Annotated in this window: 18 protein-coding genes; 9 read left to right on the forward strand and 9 right to left on the reverse strand. The window is 62.6% G+C overall.

All coding sequences use genetic code 11. The features are described 5' to 3' along the window. The first annotated feature begins 79 nt into the window (after window positions 1–79). The 6 genes from JV18_RS0109570 to JV18_RS0109595 all read left to right on the forward strand — a co-directional run bounded on the left by JV18_RS0109570 (window position 80) and on the right by JV18_RS0109595 (window position 4,983). Complete coding sequence (locus tag JV18_RS0109570; protein WP_033074306.1) at window positions 80–790, forward strand: helix-turn-helix domain-containing protein; 711 nt, start codon at window positions 80–82, stop codon at window positions 788–790. An 86-nt stretch (window positions 791–876) separates the two neighbouring features. After that, window positions 877–2,649: a DNA helicase RecQ gene (gene recQ / locus JV18_RS0109575; RefSeq protein ID WP_033074307.1), complete on the forward strand. Its 1,773-nt coding sequence runs from the start codon at window positions 877–879 to the stop codon at window positions 2,647–2,649. Between the two features lie 62 nt (window positions 2,650–2,711). After that, window positions 2,712–3,146: a TIGR01244 family sulfur transferase gene (locus tag JV18_RS0109580; protein ID WP_033074308.1), complete on the forward strand. Its 435-nt coding sequence runs from the start codon at window positions 2,712–2,714 to the stop codon at window positions 3,144–3,146. After that, window positions 3,143–3,589, forward strand: a complete 447-nt coding sequence (locus tag JV18_RS0109585) for a hypothetical protein (protein ID WP_052071873.1) — start codon at window positions 3,143–3,145, stop codon at window positions 3,587–3,589. Before JV18_RS0109580 ends, JV18_RS0109585 begins: the two co-directional genes overlap by 4 nt. Window positions 3,590–3,595: 6 nt before the next feature. After that, a complete protein-coding gene (locus JV18_RS0109590) occupies window positions 3,596–4,516 on the forward strand; it encodes a sterol desaturase family protein (protein WP_033074309.1) in 921 nt (306 codons plus the stop codon). Beyond that, entirely contained in the window at window positions 4,513–4,983 is a 471-nt protein-coding gene (locus tag JV18_RS0109595; protein WP_033074310.1) for an MmcB family DNA repair protein, read from the forward strand. The genes JV18_RS0109590 and JV18_RS0109595 overlap by 4 nt, the downstream gene beginning before the upstream one ends. 54 nt (window positions 4,984–5,037) lie before the next feature. On the opposite strand, the gene JV18_RS0109600 is transcribed toward JV18_RS0109595, so the two are convergent. From JV18_RS0109600 to JV18_RS0109620, 5 genes are all read right to left on the reverse strand, one after another. Beyond that, entirely contained in the window at window positions 5,038–5,655 is a 618-nt protein-coding gene (locus tag JV18_RS0109600) for a riboflavin synthase (RefSeq protein ID WP_033074311.1), read from the reverse strand. Between the two features lie 6 nt (window positions 5,656–5,661). Next, window positions 5,662–6,609: a bifunctional diaminohydroxyphosphoribosylaminopyrimidine deaminase/5-amino-6-(5-phosphoribosylamino)uracil reductase RibD gene (ribD, locus tag JV18_RS0109605; protein WP_033075207.1), complete on the reverse strand. Its 948-nt coding sequence runs from the start codon at window positions 6,607–6,609 to the stop codon at window positions 5,662–5,664. A 36-nt stretch (window positions 6,610–6,645) separates the two neighbouring features. Beyond that, on the reverse strand, window positions 6,646–7,113 hold the full coding sequence (locus JV18_RS0109610) for a hypothetical protein (protein WP_033074312.1): 468 nt from the start codon (window positions 7,111–7,113) through the stop codon (window positions 6,646–6,648). 259 nt (window positions 7,114–7,372) lie between these two features. Further along, complete coding sequence (locus JV18_RS0109615) at window positions 7,373–7,846, reverse strand: acyl-CoA thioesterase (RefSeq protein ID WP_033074313.1); 474 nt, start codon at window positions 7,844–7,846, stop codon at window positions 7,373–7,375. A gap of 3 nt (window positions 7,847–7,849) precedes the next feature. Beyond that, on the reverse strand, window positions 7,850–9,676 hold the full coding sequence (locus tag JV18_RS0109620; protein ID WP_033074314.1) for an aminopeptidase P family protein: 1,827 nt from the start codon (window positions 9,674–9,676) through the stop codon (window positions 7,850–7,852). Window positions 9,677–9,742: 66 nt separating this feature from the next. On the opposite strand from JV18_RS0109620, the gene JV18_RS0109625 reads away from it, so the two are divergent. The 3 genes from JV18_RS0109625 (at window position 9,743) to JV18_RS0109635 (ending at window position 13,489) form a co-directional block, all read left to right on the forward strand. Next, window positions 9,743–11,908 carry a S9 family peptidase gene (locus JV18_RS0109625; protein ID WP_443027776.1) on the forward strand — a complete coding sequence of 722 codons (2,166 nt, stop codon included), beginning with the start codon at window positions 9,743–9,745 and terminating at the stop codon, window positions 11,906–11,908. 127 nt (window positions 11,909–12,035) lie between these two features. Continuing rightward, window positions 12,036–12,497 (forward strand): MarR family winged helix-turn-helix transcriptional regulator, encoded by a 462-nt coding sequence (locus tag JV18_RS0109630; RefSeq protein WP_033074315.1) that lies wholly within the window; start codon window positions 12,036–12,038, stop codon window positions 12,495–12,497. Beyond that, a complete protein-coding gene (locus JV18_RS0109635; protein WP_052071875.1) occupies window positions 12,494–13,489 on the forward strand; it encodes a S41 family peptidase in 996 nt (331 codons plus the stop codon). The genes JV18_RS0109630 and JV18_RS0109635 overlap by 4 nt, the downstream gene beginning before the upstream one ends. Here JV18_RS0109635 and JV18_RS0109640 read toward each other — a convergent pair. From JV18_RS0109640 to lptB, 4 genes are all read right to left on the reverse strand, one after another. After that, a complete protein-coding gene (locus tag JV18_RS0109640; protein WP_081944839.1) occupies window positions 13,474–14,085 on the reverse strand; it encodes an HAD family hydrolase in 612 nt (203 codons plus the stop codon). The genes JV18_RS0109635 and JV18_RS0109640 overlap by 16 nt on opposite strands. 96 nt (window positions 14,086–14,181) lie before the next feature. After that, entirely contained in the window at window positions 14,182–14,307 is a 126-nt protein-coding gene (gene ykgO / locus JV18_RS0109645) for a type B 50S ribosomal protein L36 (protein WP_003046794.1), read from the reverse strand. 194 nt (window positions 14,308–14,501) lie between these two features. Beyond that, window positions 14,502–15,971, reverse strand: a complete 1,470-nt coding sequence (gene rpoN, locus JV18_RS0109650) for an RNA polymerase factor sigma-54 (RefSeq protein ID WP_033074316.1) — start codon at window positions 15,969–15,971, stop codon at window positions 14,502–14,504. A gap of 14 nt (window positions 15,972–15,985) precedes the next feature. Then, a complete protein-coding gene (gene lptB / locus JV18_RS0109655; RefSeq protein ID WP_033074317.1) occupies window positions 15,986–16,798 on the reverse strand; it encodes an LPS export ABC transporter ATP-binding protein in 813 nt (270 codons plus the stop codon). Window positions 16,799–16,891 lie beyond the last annotated feature (93 nt).

The raw sequence follows: 16,891 nt of genomic DNA on the forward strand, positions 1-16,891 counted from the left end.
ATAGCTTCGTTAACCATAACCATTAATATCCCCGCAAGCTCGTTTTTGCGAAGGCGAGCGGGATATGGTTACATCTGGCATGAGCGGGCCGAAAGCCCCATCCGCAACCGACGAGCGCATTGCTGAACGCTTGCGTTTGAATTTAACAACAGAAGGAATGGTTGAAGCCGGGAGCACGGTCTCGGTGCTGGTCCATAATTTGTCGGCGACGGGAATGCTGGTCGAAATGGGGCTTGATCTGCCACTTGGTCAGAGCGTTACCATTAGCCTGCCTGAAAGTTCAGCTGTGGCCGCGACGATCGTATGGCGCAGCGATACGCTTTATGGATGTCGTTTCGATGACCCGCTTTCCCAAGCTGTGCTAAGCGCGGCTCAGCTTCGCAATCCTTTACCGTCGGATCTGGCTTCTCCCACCCTTATTGGCGCGTCCGAAGAACGCGAACCGCTGGCGGCTCGCCTGCGCCGCCTCCGCGAGGAGCGCGGCCTCAGCCTTGCCGGGCTGGCAACGCTTGCCGGGCTCAGCAAACCGAGCATCTGGGCTTGGGAAACAGGAAAAACGGCGCCGCGCATTAAAAGCCTCCAAGCCGTTGCCGCCGCCCTCGGCGTGACGGACGAAGAGCTTTACATGGGAAGAGGCGCAGCCGAATCTCCCGCCCCCTTTGCCGCAGGCGATGCCTCAGCCGTGGGTCAGAATCACTTGCTCCGCGAACTGGTGGAAAGCAGCAAGCTTCGCATTGCCTCTGCAGCAGGCGTGGAGGCCCGCCGGGTGAGAATCACGATTGATCTTTAAGGGCTTCTGGCCCGTCTAGCGCCTACGCGAAAGATAGAGACCGGGCGGGCCTTCCCTCGCCCGGTCAAACTGCCTATCCCCGGGCCATGATTACCGACAACCTGCGCCCGCTTCTGAAAGCGACCTTTGGTTTTGACGCATTTCGTGGGCGGCAAGCGGATGTGATTGCGCGGGTCATGGCCAAGAACCATACACTCGCGGTCATGCCGACCGGCGCGGGAAAATCGTTGACCTATCAATTGCCGGCCGTCGCGAGGGATGGTTGTGTGGTGGTCGTCTCCCCTCTCATCGCCTTGATGCATGATCAGTTACGCGGAGCCCGGGCGGCGGGCATTCGCGCGGCAAGCCTGACGAGCGCCGATGCCGATCAGGCCGACACGCGCCAAGCCTATCGCGAAGGAGGCCTCGATCTCCTCTATGTTGCCCCCGAACGCGCTACGGGCGATGGCTTCCGAGCCTTGCTCGAAGCGCGCGCGCCCACGCTTTTCGCGATTGATGAAGCCCATTGCGTCAGCGAATGGGGACATGATTTCCGCCCCGACTATCGCCTGTTGCGCCCATTGCTCGATGCGTTTCCCGCTGTGCCTCGGCTCGCGCTCACCGCTACCGCCGACAAGCATACGCGCGAGGATATATTGGTGCAGCTCGGCATTCCCGCCGATGGACTCGTGCTCGCTGGTTTTGACCGGCCCAATATCCGTTACCGCATCCGTCCCCGCGTCAGCCCGTCGCGCCAGTTGAACGATTTCATCGCCGCCAATCCGGGCCCCGGAATTGTTTATGCCCCGACGCGCAATGGGACCGAACGACTGGCCGCACAACTTGCCCAGACAACGGGCCGTCCCGTGGCTGCCTATCATGCCGGTCTCGACCCCGAACTTCGCGCGCGCGTTCAGCATGATTTCGTGGCGTCCGAAGACGGCATTGTCACCGCAACCGTGGCTTTTGGCATGGGGATCGACAAGCCCGATGTCCGCTTCGTCGCGCATGCGGGCCTGCCCAAGTCCATCGAAAGCTATTATCAGGAAACCGGACGCGCGGGACGGGATGGCGACCCGGCGGAAGCGCTGATGCTGTGGGGTGCGGACGATTTTGCGCGCGCGCGCATGCGGCTGGCCGAACTGCCGGAAGCACGCATAGCCAGCGAGCGAGCGCGGCTGAACGCCTTGGCCGCGCTGGTGGAAACGGTTGAATGCCGACGTGCCCTGTTACTTCGCCATTTTGGAGAGTCCCCGCCGCCCCGCTGCGGCAACTGCGACAATTGCCTGGAACCGCCAGCCCAGCTCGACGTGTCGATACTGGCGCAGAAACTGCTTTCGGCGGTGTATCGCACCGGCCAAAGCTATGGCGCGAGCCATGTCGAAGCGGTGCTGACCGGACGCCGGGACGAGCGGATCGAGGCACGCGGCCATGATCGCCTGTCGGTTTTTGGCATTGTGGAGGGCGAAGAAGCGCGACTGATAAAGCCATTGGTCCGAAGCTTGATGGCCCGTGAAGCGCTCGACACCACGGAGCATGGCGGCTTGACGCTGGGTCCGGCAGCCCGCCCCGTTTTGAAGGGGGAGGCACCGGTGCTGATGGCCGAGCCGCCCGCACGGCGAACCAAGCGCGCTGCGAATGGAAGCGCGGCGTTGAACCCGGTGGGGGATCCATTGTTCGAGGCACTGCGTGCCACGCGCCGCGAGCTGGCGATTGAGGCCGGCGTCCCGCCTTATGTCATTTTCCACGATGCAGCGCTTCGTGCGATGACAGACGAACGGCCGACCTCGCTCCGCGCCATGGGCCAAATCCCCGGTGTAGGAACAAAGAAGCTCGAAGCCTGGGGGGAGGCCTTTCTGGCCGTCATTCGCCGCTTCTGATCCGCGCGGCTGGGCGGCTTTCGCGCTTGTCAGTAGCGACTGCGGCCCTATAGATCGCGGATATGAGCGATTTTCGAAACTTGTCTGCCGACTATAGCGTTGCCCCGCAAATCTCGCTGGAGCATGTCCCAGCCGCTAAGGCTGCTGGCTTTGCCATGATTGTGAACAACCGCCCCGACGGCGAAGATCCGTCGGCACCGCAAGATGCGGATATCGCATCCGCCTGTGCGGAGGCAGGACTCGCTTATGCTGCCATCCCCATTGGCCATTCCGGTTTCAGCCATGCTCAGCTCGATGCGCTGGACGGACTGACGCAGGATAGTCAAGGGCCGATACTGGCCTATTGCCGGTCCGGAACCCGCTCGACCCATTTATGGGCGCTGGCGCGCGCACGCGCGGGAGACGATGTCGATGCCATTTGCAACGCCGCCTCCGCCGCTGGCTATGATCTTTCAGGGCTGCGCCCCATGATGGACGCCCTCGCAGGCCGAGCGTGACCACAACCCTGTTGGCTCAGACAGGGGCTTCGCTGATTGTGGTGCTCTTTGTCGCATGGCTGGTCAAGGCCATGGGCCTTGGTCATGAGGCCCGGATCAAGGATGATGCTCATGCCATTGGGCTGGCCGAAGACGCCGAACCAGGCTTTGGCGGGACCGAGGTCGCTCGTGACCGCGCGGGCTTTGCCGCGCTGATTGACAATGGCCAAGGGCAAATGATGCTCGTTCGCGCGCACGGCAATCATTTTGCCGCGCGTCCGGTCGATACGCAAACAATCGTCCGCCTCGACAAATATTTCCTGATCCTGTCGAGTCCCGATCGCCGTTTCGGGACCGTCACGCTAAATCTTGGTAAGGAGGCCGGCCGATGGGCGAGCCGGATGCGGCGTCTTGCACCGAATCTTCCCCAGGCGGCCCACGATTCGGTAGTTCGACAGGTATAAGCGGTCATGGCTGAACTTCCTGACCCCGTAATCTACGCCGTTCCAGCTTTCATTCTTCTGCTGATTGCGGAGATGATAGTTGCGCGTCGGCGGGATCCGCGCCGCTATGAAGCACGCGATACGTTGACGTCACTGCTACTGGGCACAGGCAGCCAGGTTGCCGGGGCCCTGTTTGGGGCCGCCATTGTCGGCATGGCGCTGTGGGTCCATCAGTTTCGGCTTTTCGACATTGGCCTTGGCTTTGAGCGCTGGTGGTGGGCCTGGCTGCTCTGCTTCGTTCTGGACGATCTGGCTTATTATGTCTTTCACCGCAGCGCGCATCGCATTCGCTGGTTCTGGGCAAGCCATGTTATTCATCACAGCAGCCAGCATTATAATCTGTCGACGGCGCTGCGGCAGACATGGACGGGCTTTTTCAGCCTGGGATTCCTCTTCCGCCTGCCGCTGTTTCTGATCGGCTTTCCGCCAGCGATGGTCTTTTTCTGCGCGGGGCTGAACCTCATCTATCAATTCTGGATTCATACCGAAGCCATTGGGCGCATGCCGCGCTGGTTTGAGGCGGTGATGAACAGCCCGTCGCATCACCGCGTCCATCACGGCGTGAATCCCTGCTATCTCGACGCCAATTATGCGGGGGTCTTCATCATCTGGGACCGGATGTTCGGCAGTTTTGTGCCCGAACGCGACGAGGAGCCGGTGCGCTATGGCATTGTCCGGCAATTGGGCAGTTTCAACATATTATGGGCGGCTTTCCATGAATGGGCGGGGATCGCCAAAGATGTCTGGTCCGCACCCTGGCGCCACAAATTATCCTATCTGTGGCGCGAACCCGGCTGGAGCCACGACGGCAGCCGCCAGACCAGCGCGATGATCAAGGCGCGGTGGCAGGCAGCGCAAGCGCCCGACAGAAATCGCGCCGATCCATGAACAGCGGAGCCGTAACGGCCCCCGAGGTGGCGCGCGGTGTCTGCCGCCTGTTCGCGCAGGCGGGGCTGGTTGCCCTTCCCGAAGTCCCCTTGCCCAATGGGCGCCGTACCGACCTCACCGCCATTGATGCCAAAGGCAACATCATCATCGTCGAAATCAAGGTCAGCCGCGCCGATTTGCACGGCGATGCCAAATGGCCCGATTATTGTGACTGGTGCGACAAATTTTACTGGGCACTCGCCCCCGGGCTCGATCCCGCCATTCTGAGCGAGGAAGCCTATCGTCCCGAAAGCTCGGGCCTTATCGTTGCCGATCGCTATGGCGCCGCCATTGTCCGCGAGGCGCAGGACTGCAAGCTGGCACCCGCACGCCGCAAGGCAGAGCTCTTGCGGATCGGACGGCTGGCGATACGCCGGTCGATGATCGCCGCCGACCCCGATCTTGCCGCGGGCTGGAGAGAAGGCTGAGGACCCCAACACCCTGCGCCTCATGCCGGGGCAGAGGGTGCGATGAAATGGCTGTCAGGCGGCGCGTGCCTGCATCCGCGCCAGATAGCGCGCCAATATATCAATCTCCAGATTGACCGGGCGGCCGGGGGCCGCTTCGTTCAGCGTCGTCATTTCCTGGGTGTGCGGAATGATATTGAGCGTGAAATGCGCGCTGCCATCCGCCTGATCCTCCACCGCATTCACGGTCAGCGAAATACCATCGAGCGTGATCGAGCCTTTGGGGGCAATATGGGGTGCGAGGGACGCCGGAGTCTCGACCGTCAATTTGACGCTGTCGCCCGCCGGTTCGACGGCGACAATGTGGCCGACCGCATCGACATGGCCGGTGACAATATGGCCACCCAGCTCGTCCCCGACCTTGAGCGCACGTTCCAGATTAAGACGCCGACCGGCATCCCACATGGCAGGCGCCGTGCAGGCCAGTGTCTCGGCGCTGGCATCGATGGCGAACCAGTTTCCCCCGTCGTCGCGTCCCTTGTCGACCACCGTCAGGCATGCGCCGGAACAGGCAATGGACGCACCCAGATCAATCGAGTCGACATCAAAGGCCGTCGATATGACCAGACGGGTATCGCCGCGATCCTCGCGGCTGCGAATGGTGCCGATGTCGGTGATGATGCCGGTGAACATATGTGCCTATCCTTTGCTGACCCGCTCGTAGACGTCGAGCCGGTCGCTGCCAAGCATATGACTGTCCATCAGGCGCCAGCGGCCATGGGCCTCTGCCAGATCGGCCAGACCGATATCGCCCAGCGCAGCGCGCCCCGCCCCGATGAGGATAGGCGCGCGATAGAGAAGCAGGCGGTCGACCCGGTCGGCGGCGAGAAAAGCCGCCGCGGCCCCGGCTCCGCCCTCGACCAACAGCGAATTGACCTCGTTCATCGAATCCTCCGGCCGAGACACCGCCGTCCAGCCGTCAGGCGCCATCCCGCTTGTGAGGAGATATTTCCGGGGCGAATGATGTTCCAGCCCCGCCAGCCGCACATCGAGCCGCGGGGCATCAGCGGTCAATGTACCGCGCCCGACCAGAATCGCCTCATGTCGTGCACGCTCCAGATGCGCATGGGCCCGCGCGCGTTCACCGGTGATCCAACGACTTGATCTGTCTGCCATCGCGATGCGCCCGTCGAGCGATGTTGCCAGTTTGAGCGTGACAAAGGATCGCGCAGCGGTAGCGCGGGTCCACCAAGGCGCCATGATCGCACGGGCCTGAGCCGCACCGACACCCTCACGAACCTCAATTCCTGCTGCGCGGAGACGGGCGATACCCGCGCCATCAGTTCGCGGATCGGGGTCCCGCGTGCCAATTACGACATGCGCGACGCCAGCCCCGATCAAAAGATCCGCGCAGCAGGAGCCGCGCGGGCTTTCATGTGCGCAGGGCTCCAAAGTCACATAGGCAGTTGCGCCGCGCGCAGCAGAACCCGCCTGATCGAGCGCGACAGCCTCGGCATGCGGGCGCCCGCCCGGCTGAGTCCAGCCGCGTCCGACAACCCGGCCATTGTTCAGTATCAGGCACCCGACATTCGGATTTGGAGCGGCCGACATGCGACCCCGATCCGCCAGAGCAACGGTCGCCGCCATCCAGTCCGCATCTTCAAAAGGGCGCTGCATAAGCCGCTATCGTTGCTCCGTGTCGCCCGACTGCGGCCCTCGCGCAGCCCGTTCGGCCAGAGTAGAACGCTGGGGGGAGTTCGGTCTTGTTCCGATCTCATCGGTATCCGGGCCTAACGTCTCGCGCGTTACCTTGTCTGCCTCTGCCGAATCATATTCGACCCCCATCATGTCCGCGAGTTTTTGATATTGCGCCCGACGCTCCGCGTTCCGACGAGTCGTCTCCTTTGCCCGCGCCACCCAGTCCGCGCGCACATCGGATTCCGAGCGATCGGCAGTCCAATTCTCGAAATAGATAATCTGCGGCTTGGGGCGCTCATAAGGAACAATATATTTGGAAAGGCCGTAAAAAATGACGAGCGAAATCGCCACAGCGAGCCCCCACAAGGGCCAGCGATGCGGACGAGGCTGGCGTATATAGTCCCAAAAGTCCGAGAAGCCGCCCGTAATGTCGACGTTGCTGAACAGTTTCATGCTGTCCGTCTTAGGTGATGTTCCATCACTTTGCGAGAGGAACGGCGCCTGTGGCCTCCATCATCAAAGAGCCAAAATGTGGCGCGGCCACCCATTGATTGCAAAATCTGCAATACCAAATGTGCAATTAGCAGTTGCGAAATTCATTGTGCACTGCAATATCACACTTGCCTTTTAGGCATCCTCTCCCAAAAACTTTTCGGGCCGCCCTTGGGCGGCCCTTTTTTTCGACCTTTTTGGTTGAGAGTGATTTGGCGCCTTAAGACCCCTGAGGCTGTATCGGCATAACGGGCTCAAAACGGCGGACTTCTGCGATAAAACTGCCGGGCAGCAATACCGCCTCGCCATTGTCGCGGTCGATATGTGCATAGACAATCTCAATATCGGTCAACCGATCCGCTTCCCGGAAAATGGCGCAGTGAACAGTGAAGCGCGTGCGTTCAAATCGGCTGATCCGGGCGGCAATAGTGATTCGGTCATCCAGCCGCGCCGGAGCATGATAATCGATTTCGCAATGATATTCGCGAATATCTGTACCATATTGGTTAAAATATAGCCCAGGCTGCCCCGCCCCCAAAGCGCGAAAATATTCGGTTACGCCGATATCGGCATAGACGAGGTAATTGGCGTTGAAGACGATCTGCTGACCATCAATCTCGTTGAAACGGACGCGCACCGTTTCGCGAACCGGGAAATGGGCAAGGGGAACATCCTGACGCAAGGCGGCGGCCATGCCTCAGGCCGCCAATGCCGCAGAAGAGCGCTCGATGGGGGCGCAGGCCGCTTCGAGCCAGGCGCGATCTTCCGCGCCCATCGCGCCGCCAAGCTTGGCCAGCACCTCGGCATGATAGGCGTCGAGCCAGTCGGCCTCCGACGCAGACAGCATCGCCCCGTCGATCAATTCCCGCGCAATTGGCGCGAAAGTGATGGTTTCAAAACCCAGCATCTCTTCTTCCGCGCCGTCGATGCGAAGCGGGGTGACGACCACCAGATTTTCGATGCGAATGCCGAAATGGCCCGCCTTGTAATAGCCCGGCTCGTTCGAGAGGATCATGCCGGCATGGAGCGGCTCCTCGGTCCCGGCCTGCCCGCCCGATGGCTTGGCGATACGCTGCGGCCCTTCGTGCACGGCGAGATAGACGCCGACGCCATGGCCGGTGCCATGGGCATAATCGACCCCGTCGGCCCACAGATATTGGCGCGCCAATATGTCGAGCTGGCTGCCCCGCGTCCCTGTGGGGAAGCGCGCGGTCGCGAGGGCGATATGTCCCTTGAGCACCTGCGTGAAGCGGCGACGCATTTCTGCCGTCGGCGTGCCGACGGGAATGGTGCGCGTGATATCGGTCGTTCCGTCACAATATTGCCCACCCGAATCGACGAGATAAAGCGTGCCGGGTTCAATCGCGCGGTTGGTCGTTTCATCGACCTTATAGTGAGGAAGCGCGCCATTGGGGCCCGCCGCCGAAATCGTGTCGAAGGAGAGGTCGATCAGCGCACCGCTTTCCTCGCGAAATGCCTTGAGCTGCGCGGCAGCGCCCAGTTCGTCGAGTCCCCCCTGCGGTGCATGTTCCTCCATCCATTTGAGGAAGCGCGCCACCGCGACCCCGTCGCGGATATGCGCGGCGCGCGTACCGGAAAGCTCGGTCGGATTCTTGATCGCCTTGGGCAGCACCGCCGGGTCGCGGCGCCGCGCGATGGCGGCGCCGGCGCCTTCCAGCGCGGTAAAGATCGCCGCCACGGCGCGATCGGGATCGACCGCGACCTTCTTGCCCGCCAGTTCGGCGAGTGCGGGTTCGAACGCCGTGCGGTCGTGGATCCGCACGCTGTTGCCGAGATGCGCGCGCACCGCATCATCGACCTTTTCCGGCGCGATGAACAAATCGGCCGTGGCGTCGGCATGGAGCAGGGCAAAGGCAAGGCCGACAGGGGTATGGGTGACATCCTGCCCGCGCAGGTTGAAGGTCCAGGCGACCGAATCGAGCGCGGTCATCACCGTGGTGTCGAGCCCTTCGGCGCGCAGCCAGTCGGCGATGCTCGCGCGCTTTTCCGCGGCCGACTGGCCGGCCAGCGCCGTATCATAGACGGTCACCACCGCCTTGCTGGGCGCAGGCTGATCCTCCCACACCGCGTCGAGGGGGTTGGTGTCGACGGCGACAAGTTCCGCTCCGCGCGCTGCCAGCGCAGCCTCCAGCGACCGCGCCCAGTCGATGGCGTGCAGCCAGGGATCATAGCCGATTTTCTGGCCCGCACTGATATTGGCGCCCAGCCATTCGGCCACGCTCGACTGCGGCACGCCAACATAATCGAAGAGCGCGCCATCGACCTGATCGCGCACCTGCACCGTATAGCGGCCATCGACAAAGACGGCGGCCTTTTCCGGAAGCACCGCCGCCGTACCTGCCGAACCGCCAAAACCGGTCAGCCACGCCATGCGCTGGGCATAATCGCCGACATATTCGCTCATATGCTCATCGCTGATCGGCACGATAAAACCATCGAGGCCGCGCGCAGCGAGCTCGGCGCGCAAGCGGGAAAGGCGGTCGGCATGAACGGGGCTGGACATTATCGCTTCCTTGTTTCTACACCACCCGCTTCGGCCCGTCGGGCGAAGATCGCGGGGAATATGATCATGCGTGCTATTTGGATGCTTCTTGCCGCAATTGCCACCCCGCTTGTCGCGCCCACCGCCGCCTTTGCCGAAGAGAAAGAGAGTGAATTGACCCAGACGCCCCCCGCCCTGCCCGCCGCGCCCGTCGCCGAGCAGCGCCCCCACAGCTTTTCCCTGCATGGCCGGACGTTCGAGGATCCGTGGCATTGGCTGCGCGATCCCGATTATCCGACGATCGATGACGAGGATGTGCTGGCTTATGTGAAGGCGGAAAATGCCTATTTCGAGGCAGCGATGAAGCCGCATGACGCGCTGGTGGAAACGCTGTTTCAGGAAATGAAGGGCCGGATCAAGGAAGCCGATGCCAGCGTTCCGCAAAAGGATGGCGACTGGCTTTACTGGGTCGAATATGAAGAAGGCGCCGAATATAAGAAATGGTATCGCAGGCCCGTCGCGGGCGGCGAGGCCGCGCTGATCCTTGATGAAGTGGCGCTGGCGAAGGACAAGGAATATTTCCGCCTCGCCGATCTGTCGATCAGCCCTGATGGCCGCCTGATGGCCTATGCCTTTGATGACAATGGTTCGGAGCGTTTCGAGGTGCGTTTTCGCAATCTGGAAACCGGCGAGATGCTGCCCGACGTCATTCCGGGCACCTTGTCCGCGCTGATCTGGACCGCGAACAGCGACGCCCTGCTCTATGGGCTGGCGAACGAGAATTGGCGCACCGACAATGTCCGGTTGCACAGGCTGGGCACACCCGTCGCCGAGGACAGGCTGCTGTACAAGGAAGCCGATATCGGCTTCGGCGTCGGCATCGGAAAAACCGCCGCCGACAATTATATCATCATTGCCACGGGCGATAATGAAACGAGCGAAGTCTATCTGCTTCCCGCCGATGATCCCGAAGCGGAACCCCTGCTGGTATCACCCCGCCAGAAGGGGCGCGAATATAGCGTCGATGAGCGCGACGGGCTGCTTTATGTCCACAGCAATGACACGCATCCCAATTTCCGCATCGCCACCGCCTCGATCGACAGGCCGGGCGAGTGGACCACGCTGATCCCCGGGTCCGATTCCACCTACATCACCGACCTTGCCATTTTCCGCGATTATTTCGTCCTCGAAACGCGCGAGCAGGGGCTCGATCAGATTGACGTGCGCTCCTATGACACCCCGCTGACGCCGGGACGCATTGCCTTTCCCGAGGCAACCTATGTCGCGGGCCTCGGCGATAATCCCGAATATCATCAGGACAAGCTGCGGATCGATTATGAATCGATGGTCACGCCCGACACCGTCTATGACTATGATGTCGCGAGCGGGACGCTCGAAACACTGAAAGTGCAGGAAATCCCTTCGGGTTACGACGCATCGCAATATATCACCGAATGGGTTAATCTTCCCAGCCGCGACGGCAAGACAATGATCCCGGCATCGCTGGTCTATAAAAAGGGTACAAAGCTCGACGGCAGCGCGCCGCTCCATCTCTATGCCTATGGCTCCTATGGCTATCGCGTGCCACCGGGCTTTTCGACCACGCGGCTGAGCCTGATCGACCGCGGCATGATCTATGCCATCGCCCATATCCGCGGCGGCGACGATCTGGGCCGTGCCTGGTATCTGGCGGGCAAGACCGACCAGCGCACCAACACATTCCACGACTTTATCGATGTCGCCAAGGGGCTGATCGCCAAGGGCTATACCAGCGCGGGCAAGATTTCGATCGAGGGCCGCTCGGCGGGCGGCCAAGTGATGGGCGTCGTTTATAATGAAGCGCCCGAGCTTTGGGGCGCGGTGCTGGCGGGGGTGCCCTTTGTCGATGTGATCAACACCATGGTCGATGAAGAGCTGCCGCTGACCCCCGGCGAGTGGCCCGAATGGGGCAATCCCATCACCGACAAGGCGGCGTTCGACTATATGCTGTCCTACAGCCCCTATGACAATGTCAGCGCCAAGGCCTATCCGCCGATGCTGGTGTCCGCCGGGCTGAACGATCCGCGCGTCACCTATTGGGAACCCGCCAAATGGGTCGCGAAGCTGCGCGCGACGCGCACCAATGACGCCTTGCTGCTCCTTCGCACCAATATGGGCGCGGGCCATGGCGGCAAATCGGGTCGCTGGGGCGCACTGCGCGAGGATGCGGAGGAATATGCCTTCATCCTGACGCAGCTGGGGGTCGAACGCTAAGGCGCCGAACGCAAGGGGGGCGGTCGCCCCTCCCCTCCCAGGCCAGTGCCAGTGCTACTGCCAGTGCCCGGTAGCGACGGTCTAAAGGGCCTTGTCAGCGCGAATATAATTATATAAGCGCTTATATATGTCTTCTTCTCCCGGCCTTGGCACCCGATTGCGCCTGCTGATTTCCGCGCTCGATGATGCGGTGGAGCAGATATATCGGGAGGCGGAACTCGATTTTCGCCCGCGCTTTTTCCCCTGTTTCCGGCTGCTGATGGCGCGCGGGTCGCTGTCGGTGGGCGAAACGGCGCGCGCGCTGGGCGTAACGCAGCCCGCCGCCACCCAGACCTTACAGACCATGGCGCGCGCCGGGCTGGTGGAGGCGGTTACCGGGCCCGACCGGCGCGAGCGGCGCTATGCCCTGTCCGCCAAGGCGCAGGCGATGATCCCGCAGCTTCAACCGATTTGGGCGGCAGCGGACCGCGCGGCGACGGCGCTCGACGCCGCCCTGCCCCATCCGCTCGGCGATATTGTCGACAGCGCGCTGGCAGAATTGTCGCGCCATGATTTTCGCGCGCGCATATCGGAGGAGCTGAAGCGATGAGATTCTGGCTTGCGATCATCATGGCCGCCCTGTCCGCCCCCCAGGCGACAGCGCAGACGGTTACGGCGAAGGACAAGGCGGCGGTGATCGAGGCCACCGCAGAGCTGCTCGAAACCCGCTATGTCGATCCGGCGCTTGGCGAAGGATTGGCCCGCGACCTGCGGATAAATCGCCCTGCGTGGAGCGCCGTCCATGACGGGCCCGCCCTTGCCGCCGCGCTGACGCGCTGGCTGCGCAACCGGTCGGGCGACGGGCATCTGGCGGTCGACTACAGCGCCGCCCCGATCCCGGCCCAAGACGGCGAAGAGCAGTTCGCGGCGGGCGAGCTGGAGCGCTATTATGGCGCGCATCTCAACCATGGGGTCGAGAAGGTCGAGCGGCTTGACAGCAATATCATGCTGCTCGACCTGCGCGTCTTTCCCCCGCCGGCGATGGGCGGCGATGTAATCGAGGCGGCGATGCAGCTCGTTGCCCAAGGCGACGCGCTGATTATCGACCTGCGCCGCAATGGCGGCGGAATGGAAAGCCTCGACCTGATCCTCGCGCATCTTTTGCCGCCCGGATCACCGCTGAGCGGCGTTTATGACCGGCCGACCGACCGGCTGACGCCGCGGATATCGGGATCAGCGCCGGAAGGTCGCCGCTTTGGTGAACAGAAGCCGCTTTTCCTGCTGACAGCCAAACGGACTTTTTCTGCGGCCGAGGCGCTTGCTTATGATCTGCAGGCGCTGGGCCGCGCGGTGGTGGTGGGCGAAGTGACGGGCGGCGGGGCGAACCCCTTTGCCTATCGCCGCCTGCATCCGCATTTCGCGCTGAGCCTGCCCGAACAGCGTTCGATCAATCCGGTCACGGGGACCAATTGGCAAGGCGTGGGGGTAGCGCCTGATGTGGCCGTCCCTGCCGAAGCGGCGCTAAACAGGGCGCTGGCCCTTGCGCGTGACGCGATCGCGTCTGCCCCGCAGCGCGAGGCGGCGGGTCAGCCGGGCAAATAGCCGCGCGCGATCAACTCCGCTTCCAATGTGGCAGCATCAATAAACTGGTGCCCTCCGATCCCGGCGGCTTCGGCCCCGGCGACATTGGCGGCGACGTCGTCGATGAACAGCGCGCCGGCGGGGTCGATGCCGAACCGCTCTATGGCAAGGGCATAGATGGCGGGATCGGGCTTCATCATCTTTTCGGTGCCCGAGACGATGATGTCCCGGAAACGGTCAAAGATCGGCTGCGTCGGGCGAAAGCCTTCCCAGAGTTCATGGCCGAAATTGGTGATGGCAAAGAGCGGGACGCCCGCCTGATCCAGCCGCTCGACCAGTTCAAGACTGCCCGGCATGGGACCGGGGATGCTTTCGTTGAAGCGCGCGGCATAGGCGTCGATCAGCGCGGCATGTTGGGGAAACTCCGCCTTCCGCTCGGGCAGCATTTCCGCCAGCGGGCGGCCCGCGTCATGCTGGAAATGCCATTCGGGCGTTACGACGCGGGTGACAAAATCGTCCAGCGCATCGCGGTCGTCGATCAGCTTTGCGAATAAATGACGTAAATCCCAATCGAAGAGGACGCGGCCCACATCGAAAATCACACAGCGGCGAATCATCATCCCTCCAGACACGCGAAAGCGCCGCCGGAATCCTCCGACGGCGTTACGCTGGCTCAAAATCGCGTGCGGGACGCCGGGCGCCCCGCAGGGGCATCAGCCCTGACGCGCCTTGAAGCGGCGGTTGGTCTTGTTGATCACATAGGTCCGGCCACGGCGGCGGATCACGCGGTTATCCCGGTGACGGTCCTTCAGCGACTTCAGGCTGTTGCGAATCTTCATTGCTCTTGTCCGTAAATCTCAAGCGTTACTACGCGAAGCGGCGCACCTATGGGGAAGCGCGCTAAAAGTCAACCGGCTCGCAGGCTCACCTCCCATTTTCCGTTCACATCGAGCGAAGTCGAGATGCCCCTCGACCTTGGGCCATCCGGCAGGTGTCTCGACTTCGCTCGACCCGAACGGCTTTAGGGAGCGTTTCAGCCCGCCAGCGCCTTTTGCCGCCGGCGCTGCACCGAAGAGCCATAACCCATCGATTCGCGATATTTGACCACGGTGCGGCGCGCAATATCATGCCCCTCGGCCGCCAGCTTCTTGGCGATGGCATCGTCGGAGAGGATGGCCTTTGGCTCCTCCGCCTCGATCAGCGCGCGAATGCGGCTCTTGACCGCTTCGGCTGAAACCGCGCCATCGCCTGCGGTCGCAGAAATGCCGCTGGAGAAGAAATATTTAAGCTCGAACAGCCCGCGCGCGCAGGACAGATATTTATTGCTCGTCACCCGGCTGACGGTCGATTCGTGCATTTCAATCTCTTCGGCCACCTGCCGCAGCGTGAGCGGGCGCATATGGGCCACGCCGTGCAGGAAGAAACCCTCCTGCTGTTTGACGATGGCGCTTGCGACCTTGACAATGGTGCGCTGGCGCTGGTCGAGCGCCCGCACGAGCCAATTGGCGCTGGCGAGCTGTTCCGAAAGCCACGCCTTGTTTTTTCCGCCCCGCCCCGCGCCGCCCGACAATTCGTTATAATAGCGGCGGTTGACGAGCAGGCGGGGCAGCGTTGCGCTGTTCACTTCGACCGCCCAGCCTGCCTTTGTCCGGCGCACATAAAGGTCGGGCACCACCGCCTGTGCCGCGCCGCCGCCGAAGCGCAACCCCGGCTTGGGATTATAGCTGCGAAGCTCGCGAATCATGTCGGCCAGATCCTCGTCATCGACGCCGCAGATGCGCTTGAGCTGGGGAAAGGCGCCCTTGGCGACCAGATCGAGATTGGCGATCATCCGCGCCATAGCGGGGTCATAGCGATCGGCCTCGCGCGCCTGAATCGCGATACATTCAGACAGGTCGCGCGCGCCGACGCCCGACGGATCGAAGGTCTGCAGCCGCGCAAGCGTATCCTCGACCAGCGCGAGCGGCACCCCCAGCCGCTGCGCCATGTCGACAAGGTCGGCGCGCAAATAGCCGGCCTCGTCGATCATCGCGACAAGCTGCTGCGCGAGCATCGCCTCCACCCCGTCGAATACCTCGCCCACCTGCGCGAGCAGATGCTCGTGAAGCGTCGGCGCGGCACCTGCAAAGCCGTCGAAGTCGATCCCTTCGCCATCGCCCGACAGGCCGACGCAATCGCTGGCGCTGTCGTGGTGAAATTGCTCGGACATATAGTCGGCGTCGAGGTCGGCGGCGGTTCCCCCATCGGAGGAGAGCGCCTGATCGGCCTCCACCAGCGTCATTTCGACGGGCGCGTCGTCCGCCTGTTCGGGACCGGCGTCGCTGCCGCCGTCCTCACCGTCGTTCGACGCCGTGTCGAGCAGCGGATTGCCCTCCAGCGCGTCGGCGAGATAGGATTCCAGTTCAAGGTTCGACAGCGCAAGCAGCTTGATCGCCTGCTGAAGCTGCGGCGTCATCACCAGCGATTGTGACTGGCGTAAATCGAGGCGTGGTCCCAACGCCATTACATCTTACCGCATCAAAGCGAAAAGCCCTCGCCGAGATAGAGGCGGCGGACCTCGGGATCGGCGACCAGTTCGGCGGGCGAGCCCGCGAGCAGCACCTTGCCGTCATAGATGATGCAGGCGCGGTCGACGAGGTCGAGCGTTTCGCGCACATTATGATCGGTGATCAGCACGCCGATGCCGCGCGTTTTGAGATCGGCGACGAGATCGCGAATATCGCTGATCGAAATCGGGTCGATGCCTGCGAAAGGTTCATCGAGCAGCATGATCGACGGATTGGCGGCGAGCGCGCGGGCGATTTCGGCGCGGCGGCGTTCACCGCCCGAAAGCGCCATCGCCGCCGCCGAACGCAGGCGGGTGAGGCCAAATTCCTCGAGCAATTCGTCGAGCCGCTGTTGCCGGGCGATCTTGTCGGGTTCGGCGAGTTCGAGCACGGCGGCGATATTCTGTTCGACCGTCATGCCGCGAAAGATCGAGGTTTCCTGAGGCAAATAGCCGAGCCCCAAAATGGCGCGGCGATACATGGGCAAGGTGGTGATATCGGCGCCGTCGAGCATGATGCGTCCTGCGTCGGGCTTCACCAGCCCCATGATCGAATAGAAACAGGTGGTTTTCCCGGCGCCATTGGGGCCAAGCAGGCCCACCACTTCGCCCTTTGCCACCGACAGCGACACATCGGACAGGACGACGCGCTTGTCATAGCTTTTGGCGATGGACACCACGGCAAGGCCGTTGCCGGCCGCGGCATCTTCCTGGACATGGGCGACGTGATCGGCCACGCCATGATCGTCAGCGGCGCGGGTCGCCGGGAGGCTTTCGTCGGTCATGCGCAGGCGTTACCCGAGGAGGGGCGCCAGCGTCAATCTGGCAGGATTTTTGCAGGCTGCCTTTTCAGGCAGCGAGGTCTGCCTGAAAAAGAG

The sequence above is a fragment of the Sphingopyxis sp. MWB1 genome (assembly GCF_000763945.1).
Classification (GTDB): Bacteria; Pseudomonadota; Alphaproteobacteria; order Sphingomonadales; family Sphingomonadaceae; genus Sphingopyxis.